Here is a 15,669-nt window from a genome sequence, read left to right on the forward strand (position 1 = left end):
TGGTCGATCAGCTCTTGGGGAATGGATGGAAGGTCTCGCGGGGCCTCACGGCCCGGTTTCTTTTTGGTCGGCATACATGCACCTCTATCAACATGTTATGCCCGAACACAAAATTTATGACAGTCCCCCAGCAGCACGCGACGCAGCTGGCGCGACAGCCTGGATTCGGTGGCGACGAAGCAATACAGCGAGCCGCCTGGCAGCGTCAGTTTTTGTACCGTCTCCAGTAAGTCATCCCGACCACGCACCACCCAGATTACCTGCACGTCCGCCGCACTCTGCAGGGCCTGTTGCTCCGCTTCGTTGTCGATTTCAATCACCGCCAGCACATTGCGTCCGGCCGGCAGTTCTTCAAGGCGTCGGCCAATGGCCGGCAGCGCGGTTTCGTCACCGATCAGCAGGTAGCTGTCGAAGATATCCGGCACGATCATCGAACCCCGTGGCCCGCCGATGTGCAGGTGCTGGCCGACCTTGACCTGTTCGGCCCAGGTGGACGCGGGGCCGTCTCCGTGCAGCACGAAGTCGATATCCAACTCACCCATGTCCAGGTCAAAGCGCCGAGGCGTGTAGTCGCGCATGGCTGGTTGCGGGCCGTCGCCCTTGATGCTGAACGTCGGGCTTTCCAGCGCGGCCTGTTCGGCGGCGTTCTGCGGGAACAGCAGCTTGATGTGGTCGTCGCTGCCCAGGCTCACGAAGCCCGCCAGTTCAGGCCCGCCGAGGGTGATGCGGCGCATGCGCGGGGTGATGTCGACCACGCGCAGCACTTCGAGGCGACGACGTTTGATTTCATGGGTCACGCGATGAATGGCTTGGTTATTCATTGGTCCTTCCCGTCTGCAATGGCTTGCGCGGTGCGATTGAGCAGCGCCGCGACACGTTCGATTTCTTCCGGGCTCCAGCGCCCATGGTGTGAATGCAGGGCATGGCGCACGTTGTGCACCGCCTCATGGATCTGCGGCGGGCGGTCCTGGCCCCGCAGCGAGCGCTTGCTCACGTCGATGCGCATGCGCACGCCGTCCAGGGCTACCGCTTGCTCACTCAGAAAGAGACGACCGGCGTCGGTGATTATGTAGCGTTTTTTTCCGCCGTCGGCGTCGCCGCTGATCAGATCGCTTTCTTCGAGAAAGGTCAGGGTCGGGTAGATCACGCCGGGGCTGGGGCTGTAGGCGCCGTCGAACAGGCTCTCGATGCGGCGGATCAGGTCGTAGCCGTGGCACGGCTGCTCGGCGATCAGCGCAGGCAACAGCAATTTCAGGTCACCCGGTGCAAACACGCGTGGGCCTCGACCGCCGCGTTCGCGGCCCGGGCGTCTGTCAAAGCCGTCGCGGCTGTCGTGGTGGGGATGATGGTGCTCTTTCATGTGCCTGCTCTCCGTCATGGTTAGATACAACTTAAGATATATCTTGAAATGGAGGCAAGCTGTGCTGACGGACGGTCACGGTGCCCTGCAGGCCGCGTTCATATCTGGATACGCGTTGTTTAGTTCATCTTAGTGCAACTTGTAATACTGTTCTTACAGGCGCTATTGAGTGTTAATAGTTCTCGATAACTTAAAGTAGTCCATTTCTTACAGTCAAATTAAAAGTTTTGGCAAAGTGCCAGTTTTTTCCCATAAGTTGTATTGATGTTCGGCTACTTGAGTAAGCGAAAGACCCTGCTTACTTCCCACAGGTAACTCGGGATACTTCTCCGGCGCTGATCGAGCGCCCTGTTGTCAATGCAACTTGTTGGAAAAACACGGAAGCGTTTCCGTGTCACTGGTTCTGTCGCCCATAGAGATGTTCTACGGGCGACGGACCGGGCTCTCTTACTGGCATTTTTATTAGATGGATATAGGCAATATGAAAACCAAAATGAAAACCGCGCTGTTGGCTATCGCTGTGTTGGCAGGTTCGGCGTCTGTTCAGGCGGCGGATGGAACAGTGACGTTCACCGGTTCGGTGCATTCGGGCGCTTGCTCCATCAAGCCCGAGTCCGTCGATCAAACCGTTCCGCTGGGCGCCATCGCCAAGCATCAGTTGCAGTCGGGCGGCCAATCCAACCCTCGACCGGTCCTGATCAAACTCGAAGGCTGCGATTTGTCCGGCCTCACCGACAACACCGTGACCACCACCTTCACCGCAGCGCCGTCGACTGTCGTGCCGGGTGCAATCGGTACCGTCGGCAGTGCCGGCGGCGTGGGCATCATGATGAGCCACGGCGGCAGCCTGGTTGAGCTGGGCAAGCCTACCGCCCCGCAGATCATCAGTACCGGTGACAACACGCTCGAATTCGGTGCCTACGTAAAAGGCGCCGCCACCGACCCGATCATTCCGGGTGATTTCAGCGCGGTCACCAACTTCACCCTGGCTTACCAGTAAGTCTGTTCCCCCGCCGCACCGGGTGCGGTGGGGGAAACCTGGCGGGAGATAACGGTGAAAACATTCATAAGTCTCGCTGTCGCCTGTTCCCTGATGAGCTTTACCAGCCTTGGCGTCGCGTCATCCCAGGGCGAAGGGATCGTCACATTGGGAGGGCAGGTGATGGACTCGGCCTGCGGGCTGGAACTGACCAGTCGTGATCAAACCATTGAGATGCCGCCCGAACCGGTTGGCCGACTGTTGCGCAATACGCAGGGGGAACCTCATCCCTTCGAGCTGCGCCTGGTCAATTGTTCGTTGAGTCGTCCCGATCCGTTCCGCCCTGGCGGGAGCCTGCCGGATTGGGAGCACCTGCGCGTGATGTTCGACGGTGCCAGCGACATGGACGGGCGCGCCTTTGCGTTGTTTGGCGAATCCCAGGGCGTTGCGCTGAATATCACCGATGCGGACGGTCACGGCAGCGTTCCAGGTGAGCCGTTGCCGCGTAAACCCTTGGCTGAGGGCGACATGACCCTGCACTTCACACTTCGTCTGGTGGGTAACGGACGCCCGATCGTTGTCGGGCCTCATCGTGCCGCTGTGCGGTTCAAGTTGGAATACTTTTGAAGATTGATGGATTGCTTGCATGTGGAATACGTCGAAGGTCAGAAATACGTTTCGCCCCAGTTTCCTTGGCGGGTTGATGACACTGGCAGGAACAGCGTTTGGCGCTGGGGACATCGAGTTCAATACCGACGTTCTTGATCTGAGTGATCGCACCAATATCGACTTGTCTCGGTTTGCGCGCAGCGGGTTTATCCTGCCGGGCACCTACTCAATGGTCGTGCAGTTGAATGGCCAGGCTGTTCCTGAGCAATCGGTGGCGTTTTATGCGCCGGATGATGATCCGAAGGGGAGCCAGGCCTGTTTGTCCGCAAGCCTTGTCGAGCAGTTGGGCCTGAAAGCGGCCGCAGTCGCCAAGTTCACCTGGTGGAAAGACGGCGAGTGCCTGAATCCGCAAAGCCTGCCCGGCATGGAAGTCAGTGGCGACCTGGCCACCTCCACGCTGAGCATCAGCTTGCCGCACGCCTACCTTGAGTACAGCGCCATCAACTGGGATCCGCCCGCGCGTTGGGATGAAGGCGTTGCAGGGCTGCTGGTGGACTACAACCTGACGGCGCAGTCCAATTACCAAAGAAACAACGGCACCCGCAACAACCTGAGTGGCAACGGCACCGTCGGCGCCAATGCGGGGGCCTGGCGCGTGCGCGCCGATTGGCAGGGACGGGTCGAGCGCGCCAACGAAGGCGCGTATGGCAATCAGAAGCTGGAATGGAGTCGTTTCTACGCGTACCGCGCCATCCCTGCGCTGAAGGCACGCCTGGTGGTGGGCGAGGATTACCTGTATTCGGACCTGTTCGACAGCTTCCGCTTCACCGGTGCATCGCTCAATTCCGATCAGAGCCAGTTGCCGCCGAACCTTCGCGGTTACGCCCCCGAAGTGGTTGGCGTGGCCAAGACCAATGCCAAGGTCATCATCAGCCAGAAGGGCCGCGTGCTCTATGAAACCCTGGTGGCCGCCGGTCCGTTTCGTATCCAGGATCTTCACGATGCGGTGACGGGCTCGCTGGATGTGCGGGTTGAAGAGCAGGACGGTTCCGTGCACAGCTTCAAGGTCGATACCGCCGGCGTGCCTTACCTGACGCGACCCGGGCAGGTGCGGTACAAGCTGGCGGCCGGGCGCCCATCCAACCTGCATTACGGCGCTGAGGGCAATGTGTTCGGCACCGGCGAATTCTCCTGGGGGGTCAGCAACGGCTGGTCGCTGTTTGGCGGCGGCATGACGGACAACAACTATCGCGCGCTGTCCGTCGGTGCGGGTCGCGATCTGTTGGCGTTCGGCGCCGTGTCGGTGGACGTCACCCAGTCCCACGCCCAGCTTTGGGGCGATACGCTGACGGGCAAATCCTACCGCCTGCAATATTCCAAGAACTTCGAGGAGTACGACAGCCAGGTGACGTTCGCCGGTTACCGCTTCTCCGAGAAGAACTTCCTGAGCATGAGCGAGTACCTGGACGCCCGCCATTACGGGTTGAACGGCGAGCGCGCGGGCGGACGCGGCATGCTCAACGAGCACGGCGAATACGTCGAGAGCTGGAAGCCGATCGGCGGCAGCAAGGCGCTGTACACGGTCACGGTCAACAAGCAGTTTCGTGATCTTGGCGCCACGGTCTATGCCAGCTACAACAAGCAGACCTACTGGAGCCGGCCGGACACCCAGCGCTGGAACCTGTCGCTGTCGCGCTACTTCAACGTGGGTAGCGTCAAGAACATGAGCCTGTCGCTGAACCTGTATCGCAGCCAGGAATACCAGCACCAGGACAACGGCATGGCGCTCACGGTGAGCCTGCCACTTGGGCGCACCGGCACCTTGGCGCTGGATGCCAACCGGGGCGGCGGCAACAACACTTTTTCGTCGCGCTACAGCGATCGCATCGACGAGCGCAACAGCTACCAGCTCAGTGCCAGCAATCGTTCGGCCAGTGCGTACTTGAGCCACATGGGCGATCAGGCCGACATCGACCTCAGTGCCAGCACGCAGGAAGGCGATTACCGCACCCTCAGCGTGTCGGCTCGCGGCGGTGGCACGCTCACGGCCCAGGGCGCGGCGCTGCACCGTACCGGCAGCACCGGCGGCACGCGGTTGATGGTCGACACCGGAGGTGTGCCCGATGTACCGGTGCGCGGCTACGGCTCGCCGACACGCAGCAATGCGTTCGGCAAGGCGGTGATTTCCGATATCAGCAGCTACCAGCGCACGGCGGCGAGTGTCGACCTCGAACGCTTGCCGAGCAACGTCGAAGCCACGCAATCGGTCACTCAACTGACGCTCACCGAAGGCGCCATCGGCTACCGATCACTGGACGTCATTGCCGGTGCCAAGGCCATGGCCGTGCTGCGGCTGGGGGATGGCACTGCACCGCCGTTCGGCGCCACGGTGAAAAACGTCAGGCAACAGGACACCGGCATCGTCAATGACGACGGCAACGTCTACCTCAGCGGCATCCAGGCCGGCGAGCTGATGATCGTCAGTTGGGGCGGACGCGAGCGCTGCATCCTCACGCTGCCTGCCGTGCTGCCCGCCGACGGCTTGACCGATGCCCTGCAACTCGGCTGCCGCCCGGTAGCCGCTGAACAATCCTCACCCGAGCCAGCCGCGCTGCCCGGGAAGCACCTCGACACGGAGAACTCCGCCACATGATGCTCACTACCCGTTTCACCCTGCTGGTCCTGGCGTTACTGGCCCTGAGTGACAGCACCTACGCCGCCGTTGGCCTGGACCGCACCCGCGTGATTTTCGACGGCGGCAAGGAGGCCACCAGCGTCAATATCACCAATAACAATACCCAGCTGCCGTACCTGGCCCAGGGCTGGATCGAAGATGAAAGCGGTAACAAGATCACCTCGCCGCTGATCGTGCTGCCTCCGGTACAACGGCTGGAACCGGGCAAACAGAGTCAGGTGAAAGTGCAGGCGCTGCCGGCGGCCAAATCGCTGCCGCAGGATCGCGAGACGGTCTACTACTTCAACCTGCGCGAGATTCCGCCACGCAGCGAGAAGGCCAACACCCTGCAAATCGCCTTGCAGACGCGGATCAAGCTGTTTTACCGGCCGCAAGCGATCACGCCCAGCCAGCAGGACTTGTCCAACCCCTGGCAGCAGAAGCTGACCCTGACCCGCGAAGGTGAGCATTACAAGGTCAACAACCCGACACCGTACTACGTGACCCTGGTGGATGCTCGCAGCACCAAGGGCGGCAAGACCGTGCCCGGCTTCGAGCCGCTGATGGTGCCGCCCAAGGGTGCGCTGACCCTGGGCCCTACCGCCCAGGCGCTGGGCAAGGCGCCCTACCTGGCCTACGTGAATGACTACGGCGGGCGTCCCGTGCTGGCCTTCACCTGCACTGGCAACACCTGCACGGTCGACGTGCAAGCGTCAACGCCCACTCAGTAATGCCTGCTGCTGGAGAACGTCATGAAGTCGCAACGTATCAACGTGCTGGGCGGGCTGTTACTGGCCTTTGCGGGGGGCGCGCAGGCCGAGGATGTCGAAGGCATGCACGGGATGTTGAACATTCTCGGGGCGATGCACGAGGCCCCTTGCAGCCTGGAGATGAGCTCGATCCACCAGACGGTCGACCTGGGCGCGGTGTCGACCAGCCAGTTGCAGCGGCCCGGCGATCAAGCGCCCGCCAAGGCCTTTCAACTGCGTTTCCTGGATTGCCAGCGCAGCGAAGGCAGCATCCGCAGTGAACGAACCGGCAACCTGACCTGGAGTGCTTTTCAACCGGTGGTGTCGGTGGCGTTTGTTGCGCCCGCCGATGCCGATGATCCACGCCTGGTCAAGGTGCAGGGCATCAGCGGAATGGGCCTGCAATTGACCGATGCGCAGGGCCGCGATGTGCAATTGGGACAACGGGGCGAACCCCTGTTGCTGCCGATGGGTAACAGCACGCGCACCTGGCAGGTTCGGCCAACGCGCACCGCCGCGCCGTTGAGCAGCGGTGCCTTCAAGGCCGTGGTGGATTTCAGGCTCAATTATGAGTAAGGGCAGAACAATGGCTAAGTTAACCGGCTCGTGGGCCTTTCTTGTTGGCGGCAGCTTGTTGTTGGCGGTCAGCCAAAGCCTGCAAGCCGACACCAACCTGATCATCCGCGCGGTGATCATCGCGCCGCCGCCGTGTGTGATCAACGGCGGCGGCACCCTGGATGTGCCGTTCGGCAATAATTTGCAAACCTCTCGGGTGGACGGCGTCAATTACCGTCGCAACGTGCCGTACACGGTCACCTGCAGCTCACCCTTCAGCAACGCGTTGACCCTGGAACTCAAGGGCACCGGGGCAGCCTTCGACGGCCGCGTGCTCGCCACCCGCAAGCCGGACCTTGGCGTCAAGCTGTTCGTCAATGGCGGCGACTGGCCGTTGAATACACGGGTGAATTTCACCCATCCCAATTTCCCGCAGGTGCAGGCAGTGCCGGTCAAGCGCGCGGGCAGCCGGCTCACCGGCGGCGCATTTGATGCCGCCGCCACACTGGTGGTGGATTACCAATGAGTACGCAAAAAGAGAAACGATCAATGACCGGTTGGCCGCCGCGAGCCTTGCTCGCCCTGTGCACTATCGGCCTGAGCAATGGCGCCTGGGCCAACCTGACGTTCAGCGGAACGCTCAACGAACCGCCGCCCTGCACCATCGATGCGGGCAACACCATCGAAGTCGATTTCGGCGACGTCGGCATCAAACGCATCGATGGCGTGAAATACCGCCGAGGGCTTGGCTACACCATCAGTTGTGGCACCGACACGCTGCCCTGGGAACTGCGCTTGAGCGTCAAGGGCACGCCCACCGGGTTCGATGGCGCGGCGGTGCAAACCAGTGTGCCAGCGTTGGGTATCCGCGTGTTCCAGAACAACCAGCCATTTGCGCTGAATGCGCCGATGGACATCACCTTGTCGTCACCGCCGAGACTGGAAGTGGTGCCGGTCCAGCAGCCAGGTGCAATTCTGGCGCCCGCCAGGTTTACGGCGGTCGCCACGCTGCTGGCCGAGTATGAGTAGGAGTGGAGTCTATGCGACATCAAATGCTTGAAAAGGCTGGGCTGGCGCTGCTGCTCGCGTGCGGCCTGTTGCCCGCGGCGCAGGCGGCAGACAACCTGAGTTTCAAGGGCAACCTGGTGGAAGAGGCCTGCACGATCCGCCCCGGCGACGAGGCGATCACCCTGGAACTGTGGGACTTGACCAGCAAGTACCTCTACCTCAACACGCGTTCGGTGGGGAAGGGCTTCAGGCTGCATCTGGAGGACTGTGACACCAGCGTTGGCAACACGGTCACCATCACCTTCGGCGGCCGGGAAAACCGCGAGCTGCCCGGATTGCTCGCGCTGGACAGCGGCAGCGGAGCGTCGGGTATCGGCGTCGGCCTGGAGACGCCGAGCAGCAAGCCATTGCCGCTCAATGCCACCAGCGATGAACAGGTGCTGACCAATGGCGCCAATGTGATTGAACTCAAGGCTTACGTGCAGGGCGAACCCAAGGCCATCAGCGACCAGACCATCGGGCACGGTGCGTACACCGTGACGTCCACGTTCACCCTTGATTATCCCTAGCGCGGGTAAACGTCAAATACCTTTCAGACACGCTCGACACGGCATGCAATGACTGTTTGCTGAAGGCGTCTGGTAGAGGAGCAATGCGAGATGAACATGAACCCAGTGTATTCAGCCTCGATGCCACTGACGCTGATGGGCGCCATCAGCGGCCGTGGTGTGCTGGTGATGGGCGTGCCCTGAAACACTTGAACTCATAACCCCATCTCTTCCTGGCAGGCTCAGCAAGCGAAATGTTTGCGCTGCCCGTACCGGGTTGAGTAAGCAACGAGAAATGAAAATGAAAAAACTTAAAAGCGTCCTCGTGCTTCTGCTCCTGGTGGGCGCCAGCACGACCGCGCAGGCCGTCGATTGTCGGATCAATGGCGGCGCCTGGTTTACGGGTAACCCGAACATGCAGGTTCCGGTGGCGGTCACCCTCAGCGCCGACCGCACGCGCATCATGCTCGAAGGCGCACGGCTGGAATGCCGATACTCCCCTGGACAGGGTCCCGCCTGGGGCCAGGATTATTGGCGGACGGGCAATTCATCGGGCGCGCCGTGGACCCCCGGTCCCAAGTTCACCGGCCATGGCACGGGGCTGCGTATCAATGGCGGGTTCTATAACTCCCCGGTCCCATCGGGCATCCTCATCGCGACCCTGCCCAATGACAAACAAACGTACCCGATCAACGTCAGCCCTTATATTCTGGTGCGTAACTTTCCGGCCAACCCGATCAACGTGCGCGTCGGTGATAACCTCGGCATGTTGCGCCTCACCAGTTCGAACAATTGGGATTCCAGTCAGCCGCAATTGAGCGTCCTCTACACCGCGGCCAACAACTTCGACATCTCGCCGTCCACCTGCACCATCAACAACAACGCCCCGATCGAGATCAACTTCGGCAACGTCCCGCAGCGCGCCATCGGGACCGATCCGCTGTCCACCACCGTTGTCAGCAACCGCAGGCTCACCTACGCCTGCCCGGACGGCGGAGTGAACTCGCCCATCACCATTACCTACAAGGGCACTTCCTCTTCGTTCGATTCGCGCCTGTTGATGATGAGCAACCCGAACGTGGGCACCGCCATGGTCCGTGCTGGCAGTGCAGTGCCGGTGAACGGCTCGTTCCTGACCCGTATCACCAACAGCGGCGGTGGTGACGATGTGACCTTCGCCCTGGTGCGGCGCAATGGTTCCGTGCCGACCGCCGGCGCCACCAGCGGCAGTGGTGTGCTGGTCATGGGCGTGCCTTGATATAACAACGCAGGTCCGTGGGGAGGGAGCAGGTGCTCTCTCCCCTTCCACCTTAAGGGTTTGCATCGATGACATTTCTCTGGATGCTCGGCGGCGCCCTGTTGTTGGCCCCTTTGGCCCATGCCAGCCCGCAGATCCATGTGGGAGGGGTCTACGATTACCTGGATGCCGGCCAAAGCAGCTACATCAAACAGGTGTTCAATGAGGGCGCCTCCACAGCTTTCGTCAAGGTCGACATCCTTGAAATGGTGTATGACGTCGAGGGTGGTTACCGCGAAATCCCCTTGAAAAAAAGCCCTGATGGCACCGCCCCGGACGGCGTGGTGGCAAGCCCGGCGCGGCTGATCGTGCCGGCCAATGGCACCCGCAGCACGCGCTTGCAGTTCAGGGGTAATCGTGACAGAGAGCGTTACTTTCGCGTGCGATTTGTGCCGGTCATGCCGCAGACTGAAGATGAGTTTGCGCTCAGTGAGCAAGAGCGCCAGGCGTACGAGTACCGTCTGGCGTCGGGCGTGCACGTGCTGGCCGGCTACGGCACGGTGTTTTTCGTACGCCCCGGCAATACCCGCTTCGATACCCAGGTGCAGGAAGATGTTGCGCGCTACTCCCTGCGCAACCTGGGCAACAGCGTGGTGGTGGTCGATGAGTTCATGGACTGCGCCGTCGGCACCCCACACGACTGCCGCCGCCCCCTCAAGCACCACATCATGGCCGGGCGCTCCTTTGTGTTTGACAAGGCGCCGGGGCGCGAATACCGCTTTACGCTGATTGAAGGCACTGTGAAGAACGCCATCGAGATCAAAGGCTGACGTGTGGCTGCTCGGCCCATGACAAACGGCCACTCGCCATCAGCCAGCAGTTGGGGGCTACTGCGCGCGATTGGTACGGTCGACGGCGGCGATCAATGCTGCGCGCGTCAGGCGGCGCATCCATTCCTGTTGGTTGTAGCCCAAGTCGTTGAGCAAGCGGTTGTACAGTTCGTCGCTCATGGGCTCATCGGCCAATACCTCGCTTTCGGGCGCCTGTACTGCTTCGGCCAGGGTCTTGAGGCGCTCGCGCAGGCGTTCGCGTTCGGAGACCTGCAGGGTTTCGGCGCTGGCCCATTGTGCCTGCTCGGTCTGCAAGTCATCGAGCGCCAGGAAACGCTCGCCATACTCGCGCTCGTTGTCGCTGCATTGGCTGTCGTAGGCATCACGCAAGTGCTGCTCCCACCAGGGTTCGAGCAGCATCTGATTGACCAGGCCGTCGCCTTCGCCCAGAGCCATCACCGAGGTAAACGCCTGCTCGATCCGTTCCGGGCTGACATGGGCGGTCACCCGGTAGAGCATGTGATCACTCAGCCACGGCAGGTCGAGGCGATCAGCCAGTGACGTCTGATACGCCAGGTGAACGTCCACTTCATCGATCTGGCCGGGCACTCCGGCGCGTACATCCGAGCTGAATCGCTGGCCCAGGCCGCCCTGATCCTTTGGCTTCAAGCGCCAGGCGATGTCCTGACCAACGACCTTTGTCAGGTGCTTCAGGCGGGCACTGCCTTTGGCCAGGGTGACCAGCCGGGTTTCGAGTTCGACGCTGGTGGGCGCGTCACGGTAGATTTCGCTGACCATCACCTCGACCCCCATCTCGTTGAAAATCTGCGCCCCGGCATCCGGGCACAAGCCGGGGAAGCTGGCCATCTTGAACAGTCGCTCACGCAACGAGCTGTCCTCATGGGCTGCCAGCAGCACGCGCCAAACCTGTTGGGTGAGCAGCGGGCGATTGGCGGTGTAGCGACGCTGGTCACTGTCGTTTTCGAATTGACGCTCGAGCTGCAACGCGTCGATCACTTCGAAAAAACCCTGGGAGCCGTGCTCGCGCTCCAATGCTGTCCACAACGCTTGCGACTCGACGCGTTTGGACGCCTCCATGCCTTCGAGCCAGAACGCGTGGGAACCGCGCGGCTCATAGGTGCGATTAGGGTCCAGGCCTGCGTCAGTGCGATAGGTTTCGTAACGTTGGCGCGACACATTGTCGAGGGTACGCCGGTCCAGACGTGTGCGCGCCACAAGCCTGGCCTGGGCCGAGCCCTCAGCGACCACGGGCAGGTGGTCGATGCGCGTGCCCTGCAGCTCAAGCAAAAACTCATCGCTGCGCGGGTGCGCAAACAGCCCACTGGGCCAGTTGTCCACCGGTGTGTTGGAGAGCGCCAGCATGCGCAGTCCGGGCATCCAGCTGATGTCCGGTGCCTGTTGCAACGGGTTGTTGCTCAAGTCGAGGCTTTTGAGGTGCTTCATGGTTTTCAGCTGTGCGAGCTCGTCGCCGTTTAGCGTCAGGCGATTGCCCGAGAGCTTCAGGTCGCGCAGGAAACGCATGTTTTGCAACGCCTTGGGCACCTGCGTAAGACGGTTGTGCGCCAGGTTGAGCCCACGCAACGAGGGCAGATGTTTGAGGAAGTCACTGTGGGCATCGCTGAACTCACAGTGGGTGGCCTCCAGCACCGTGACGTGTTCGAAACTGGCACTCAGGGTTGGCAGCCTCGGCGGCAAGGGCAGGTGGTTGAAACGCAGCACGGCGCCTTTTTGCACATGGCCCCAACCGTCGGTGTACTCGGCGAACCGATCAGCCCAGCAGCGTTCGAGCAGTTGGGCGACCTGCCTCTTGGACGTACGAATATCGAGGTCCGCGCTCAGGCTATCGATGTTAAGCGTGAAGGTGTCTTTCCAGTTTTGCAGCTCGACATGCAGCAACTGTTTTTCTGCTTCAAGGGCCTTGAGCGTGTCGCTCAGGTCAAACTCCGGAATTTCCTCCAGGAACAGGCTCATGCGTTCCTCGGTCATGCTCGGGAACAGCAATTGCAAGGTCTGCCGTGCGTGTTCAAGTCGGGTTCGCGCGGTGGCGCCGGTGCAACGACTGAGCACGGGGCCGCCCAGTAATTCAGCGGTTTCGCGCGTCTGAATAACGGGCACTGGCGGTTCGGCGAGGACCACACGGCGCTCGGCCAGGGAGGCCACACGCTGCTTGATCCATTGTTTGAGCGCGCGCCCTTCGCCCAGCTCAAAGCCCAGCGCATTGCGCCGCTCGGACGGCAGCGCCTGCAGGATCGCCCGGTACAGCGAGGTGCGAGTGGCCGCTTGCGGGTTGGCTGGATCGACGAAGAGATAACCCCGTGCATTGCGCACCAATATGCGTGTCTCGGCCGACAGCGGTCCGACGGCACAGAGCACCTTGCCGCTGGCCGAATGCTCACGAATTTCCAGCCGCATTTCGCCAAACGCGTCGCTGTAGACCTTAAGGGTATTGAGCGCCAGGCGCTCGGACGCCAGTGGCAACGGTGCGGGCTGGTCAAACCCTTGGTAGGCCAGCGCCGATTCGTTGGCAAACGCCAGTTCGCGAGCCTGATTGCGCAGGCGCAGCGGCAATTGCTGCTGGCTGAGTGCTGTGCGCTCGGGCGGGGTGGCGCTGGCGAGCAGGGTGCGCGCAGTATTGGAATCCAGGTAGTCGAAGGGTTCGCGCAAGGTAACAAGGCTCGGGTCGTCGGTGAGTTGCCAGGTTTGATAGATCTTGTCGGTGATCTCGGGCGCATTGCGCAGCACCCGGTCGGCGAGTTGATCACGCAAGGCTTGCACCTGATGCTGTGGCGCAATGTCGCCCGCGAGCAAGGTGCCGACTGCGTCTTCATCGAGGTAAGCCAGCACCCGATCCGGCAAGTTGCCGGACAACGCCTGGGACTGGCTGAGCGTCAGCGTATCGGCCTCGGTGGCCTCGGCATTGCCGAAGGTCAGGGCGGCGCCGGACGGGTCGCCGTCCAGGTACACGCTGAGCGCCTTGTCCCGGGGCCAACCCGGCAGTTCGGTGATGAGTTGTGGGAACCAGTCCGACGATGGCCCGTTGGGCAGGGGTTCACCGGCACGCACCTTGCGGCTGACCGCCTCGGGAAACACCTGAGCTTCCAGACGCTCCAGGCTGGCGGCCAACAGCGGCGGCGTCGGCTCGTTGTAGCGGTACAGGCTGCGCAGGGTGCCTTCATCGGTGCCGCTGGCGATGCGCAGATCTTCCAGTTGCTGGTCGCTGAAGTCCTTGACCCGTGGCCCCAGGCGCCGCATCAGAGTCTGGCTGTCCCAGCGTTGCGGCTGCTCGCCTTCATGCACGAAGGCGCCGTCGGCATTGAACACGACGCGCGGCTGGTAGGCGTCCGGGCGTGTGGGGTGCACGATGCGATGCTCATTCGTCTCGGCGTCGTGGCGCACCCTGTAGTGGCGGTCCTGCAAGGCGCGCAGCCCCTCTGTCGAGCTGTCTGCGGGGTGGGCGTAGGGTTCGAGGTCCGGGTTCCACAGCTTGAGCTTGCCCCCGGTCGATGGCACCGGATGCATGCCCTCGACAAACGCCGAGAGTTTCGGGCGGATCACTTCGCCGACCATGCCGGCACCAGCAAACACCGCGAACTGCACCAGGCTTTGCGCCACCCCCAACAGGTGTTCGGCAGCCTCCGCGCCCCGGCCCTGGGCCCAATCGAGCAGGCCTTCGAATGCCTCGTCGCAAAGTTGATACACGCTGTAGACCAGCATCATCTGGCCCAGCACCGGCACAAAGGGCGTGACCACGAACAGCGCCGCGTTGAGCACATCCGCGAGGATTTTCTCCAGGTTGTCCCACCACGCCCAGCGCGCCAGCCGGTCGACGTAGGCAGTGGACACCGCCAGTTCGCGAGCATCGTTCACGATCTTGTTCAGCTTGCTTCGGTACAGGTAATGCCAGGGATTATCCCGGCCGGGGTCGGCCGCGCGATAGGCCGTATCCTGAGTGATCTCCAGGAGGCTGAACGGGACGTTGGTGCGCGTTTTCAACTGCGTAAAAAAGGCGCCGCGTTCGGTGTGCGCCACGAATTGGCTGAAAAACGCCTGATACATCGGCCCGCCGCGCAACTGGCGCGTCAGTTCTTCGACAAGGGCTTTGGGCGAGGCGTATTGCTTGAGCGGGTGTTCGGGGTCCTGAGGCACCCAGGCGATCACGCGACCGTGGGCCTGGCGCTGCTCCGGCGGCGTGGTGAACAGCAGGACTCCGCTCAGTTGGCTGCCCGCCACACTCAGCGAGTAGCAGCCCAACGTCTGACCGTCGAGCTTGAGGCCTGCCGGATTGTCGATGAACCCCAGCAACGCCTCATGAGCGTCCGCTGGCAAATGATCGCTGTGCAGGCCCAGGTGCGCGCTGCTGCGCAGGTCAGCCTTGAGCTGGCTGATCACCTCATTGCGCACGACGTCGGCCACTGCCGGTTGATCAAAGCCCAGAACACGCTTGAGTTCGGCCTCGTAACGCCCGCCGATATCCAAGGTGCGGCAGATCGCCTTGAAGCCATCGACCGTCAGCTTTTGCCCCGTGCGCTGATGCCGGATCGACAGGATCTGGCGCTGGCCTCGCGTGTCTTCCGGGCCCAGGAAGGCATGGTCGACGAAGCGGTCGTCGGCGGCGAAGTTATGCAGGGCCATGTCCAGCAATGACAGGGTCTTGCTTTGTACACCGCCCTTGAGGTTGATCGACCACCAGGCCACAGGCGCGTCCACATAGACGCGCAGCGAGGTGTTGCGCACATCCACTTCGCCGTAGTGGGGCAGCAACGCGCCCTTGAGCAACGACTCAGCGAAGGCGCGCAGGTCATTCAGCGGGCCGAGGCGTTTATCCAGCGCCGTCTGGGCCTGCCAATGCTCGGCAACGGCGGTCTTGAGCGCTTGATGCTGCGCGGGCGTGGCCCTGGGGTAGGGCACCGGCGTTGCGAGGCCATCGCGCTGGAGGGTTTGGATACGGGCCGAATGGGTGTTTTTTATCCAGGCGGGCAGTGCGTTTTGGATCAGCTCGACATGGCGGCCCTGAAAGGGTGCTGCGGATAAATCAGTAGGCATGATGTGAACCTGAATAGACCAGTTGAGCACCTGAGTCTATTCACTCGACACGCCTG

At 62.0% G+C, this 15,669-nt stretch carries 13 protein-coding genes; 10 read left to right on the forward strand and 3 right to left on the reverse strand.

The window, feature by feature from the left end; translation table 11 throughout:
• Positions 1–95 precede the first annotated feature (95 nt).
• Positions 96–821 (reverse strand): siderophore-interacting protein, encoded by a 726-nt coding sequence (locus tag TU79_RS08900; RefSeq protein WP_057007651.1) that lies wholly within the window; start codon positions 819–821, stop codon positions 96–98.
• Positions 818–1,360 carry a PadR family transcriptional regulator gene (locus TU79_RS08905; RefSeq protein WP_057007652.1) on the reverse strand — a complete coding sequence of 181 codons (543 nt, stop codon included), beginning with the start codon at positions 1,358–1,360 and terminating at the stop codon, positions 818–820. The genes TU79_RS08900 and TU79_RS08905 overlap by 4 nt, the downstream gene beginning before the upstream one ends.
• A 481-nt stretch (positions 1,361–1,841) precedes the next feature.
• Between TU79_RS08905 and TU79_RS08910 the strand changes: the two genes are divergently transcribed.
• From TU79_RS08910 to TU79_RS08955, 10 genes are all read left to right on the forward strand, one after another.
• The gene (locus tag TU79_RS08910; RefSeq protein ID WP_003231503.1) at positions 1,842–2,360 is read left to right on the forward strand and encodes a fimbrial protein; all 519 of its coding nucleotides are present in this window, start codon (positions 1,842–1,844) and stop codon (positions 2,358–2,360) included.
• A gap of 54 nt (positions 2,361–2,414) precedes the next feature.
• Positions 2,415–2,966: a fimbrial protein gene (locus TU79_RS08915; RefSeq protein WP_057007653.1), complete on the forward strand. Its 552-nt coding sequence runs from the start codon at positions 2,415–2,417 to the stop codon at positions 2,964–2,966.
• 19 nt (positions 2,967–2,985) lie between these two features.
• Positions 2,986–5,601, forward strand: a complete 2,616-nt coding sequence (locus TU79_RS08920) for an outer membrane usher protein (RefSeq protein ID WP_156418192.1) — start codon at positions 2,986–2,988, stop codon at positions 5,599–5,601.
• Positions 5,598–6,353, forward strand: coding sequence for a fimbria/pilus periplasmic chaperone (locus TU79_RS08925; protein ID WP_057007655.1), 756 nt, complete (start codon positions 5,598–5,600; stop codon positions 6,351–6,353). Before TU79_RS08920 ends, TU79_RS08925 begins: the two co-directional genes overlap by 4 nt.
• A 21-nt stretch (positions 6,354–6,374) precedes the next feature.
• Positions 6,375–6,947: a fimbrial protein gene (locus TU79_RS08930; RefSeq protein ID WP_057007656.1), complete on the forward strand. Its 573-nt coding sequence runs from the start codon at positions 6,375–6,377 to the stop codon at positions 6,945–6,947.
• Between the two features lie 10 nt (positions 6,948–6,957).
• Positions 6,958–7,452 carry a fimbrial protein gene (locus TU79_RS08935; protein ID WP_057007657.1) on the forward strand — a complete coding sequence of 165 codons (495 nt, stop codon included), beginning with the start codon at positions 6,958–6,960 and terminating at the stop codon, positions 7,450–7,452.
• A 23-nt stretch (positions 7,453–7,475) separates the two neighbouring features.
• The gene (locus tag TU79_RS08940; RefSeq protein ID WP_057007658.1) at positions 7,476–7,955 is read left to right on the forward strand and encodes a fimbrial protein; all 480 of its coding nucleotides are present in this window, start codon (positions 7,476–7,478) and stop codon (positions 7,953–7,955) included.
• Positions 7,956–7,966: 11 nt separating this feature from the next.
• Positions 7,967–8,503 (forward strand): fimbrial protein, encoded by a 537-nt coding sequence (locus TU79_RS08945; protein WP_057007659.1) that lies wholly within the window; start codon positions 7,967–7,969, stop codon positions 8,501–8,503.
• Between the two features lie 280 nt (positions 8,504–8,783).
• Positions 8,784–9,740, forward strand: a complete 957-nt coding sequence (locus TU79_RS08950) for a fimbrial protein (RefSeq protein WP_414896179.1) — start codon at positions 8,784–8,786, stop codon at positions 9,738–9,740.
• Between the two features lie 68 nt (positions 9,741–9,808).
• A complete protein-coding gene (locus TU79_RS08955; RefSeq protein ID WP_057007661.1) occupies positions 9,809–10,549 on the forward strand; it encodes a hypothetical protein in 741 nt (246 codons plus the stop codon).
• A 57-nt stretch (positions 10,550–10,606) separates the two neighbouring features.
• Here TU79_RS08955 and TU79_RS08960 read toward each other — a convergent pair whose 3' ends face one another.
• Entirely contained in the window at positions 10,607–15,613 is a 5,007-nt protein-coding gene (locus TU79_RS08960; protein WP_057007662.1) for a dermonecrotic toxin domain-containing protein, read from the reverse strand.
• Positions 15,614–15,669: the final 56 nt, after the last annotated feature.

Source organism: Pseudomonas trivialis (genome assembly GCF_001439805.1).
GTDB classification, from domain to species: domain Bacteria; phylum Pseudomonadota; class Gammaproteobacteria; order Pseudomonadales; family Pseudomonadaceae; genus Aquipseudomonas; species Aquipseudomonas trivialis.

What these genes read in the sequence shown, in the direction of transcription:
- TU79_RS08960 (WP_057007662.1), bottom strand. Translation starts at nt 15,613, where the DNA reads ATGCCTACTGATTTATCCGCAGCACCCTTTCAGGGCCGCCATGTCGAG.
- TU79_RS08900 (WP_057007651.1), bottom strand. Translation starts at nt 821, where the DNA reads ATGAATAACCAAGCCATTCATCGCGTGACCCATGAAATCAAACGTCGT.
- TU79_RS08955 (WP_057007661.1), top strand. Translation starts at nt 9,809, where the DNA reads ATGACATTTCTCTGGATGCTCGGCGGCGCCCTGTTGTTGGCCCCTTTG.
- TU79_RS08950 (WP_414896179.1), top strand. Translation starts at nt 8,784, where the DNA reads ATGAAAAAACTTAAAAGCGTCCTCGTGCTTCTGCTCCTGGTGGGCGCC.
- TU79_RS08920 (WP_156418192.1), top strand. Translation starts at nt 2,986, where the DNA reads ATGTGGAATACGTCGAAGGTCAGAAATACGTTTCGCCCCAGTTTCCTT.
- TU79_RS08930 (WP_057007656.1), top strand. Translation starts at nt 6,375, where the DNA reads ATGAAGTCGCAACGTATCAACGTGCTGGGCGGGCTGTTACTGGCCTTT.
- TU79_RS08935 (WP_057007657.1), top strand. Translation starts at nt 6,958, where the DNA reads ATGGCTAAGTTAACCGGCTCGTGGGCCTTTCTTGTTGGCGGCAGCTTG.
- TU79_RS08945 (WP_057007659.1), top strand. Translation starts at nt 7,967, where the DNA reads ATGCGACATCAAATGCTTGAAAAGGCTGGGCTGGCGCTGCTGCTCGCG.
- TU79_RS08940 (WP_057007658.1), top strand. Translation starts at nt 7,476, where the DNA reads ATGACCGGTTGGCCGCCGCGAGCCTTGCTCGCCCTGTGCACTATCGGC.
- TU79_RS08910 (WP_003231503.1), top strand. Translation starts at nt 1,842, where the DNA reads ATGAAAACCAAAATGAAAACCGCGCTGTTGGCTATCGCTGTGTTGGCA.
- TU79_RS08925 (WP_057007655.1), top strand. Translation starts at nt 5,598, where the DNA reads ATGATGCTCACTACCCGTTTCACCCTGCTGGTCCTGGCGTTACTGGCC.
- TU79_RS08905 (WP_057007652.1), bottom strand. Translation starts at nt 1,360, where the DNA reads ATGAAAGAGCACCATCATCCCCACCACGACAGCCGCGACGGCTTTGAC.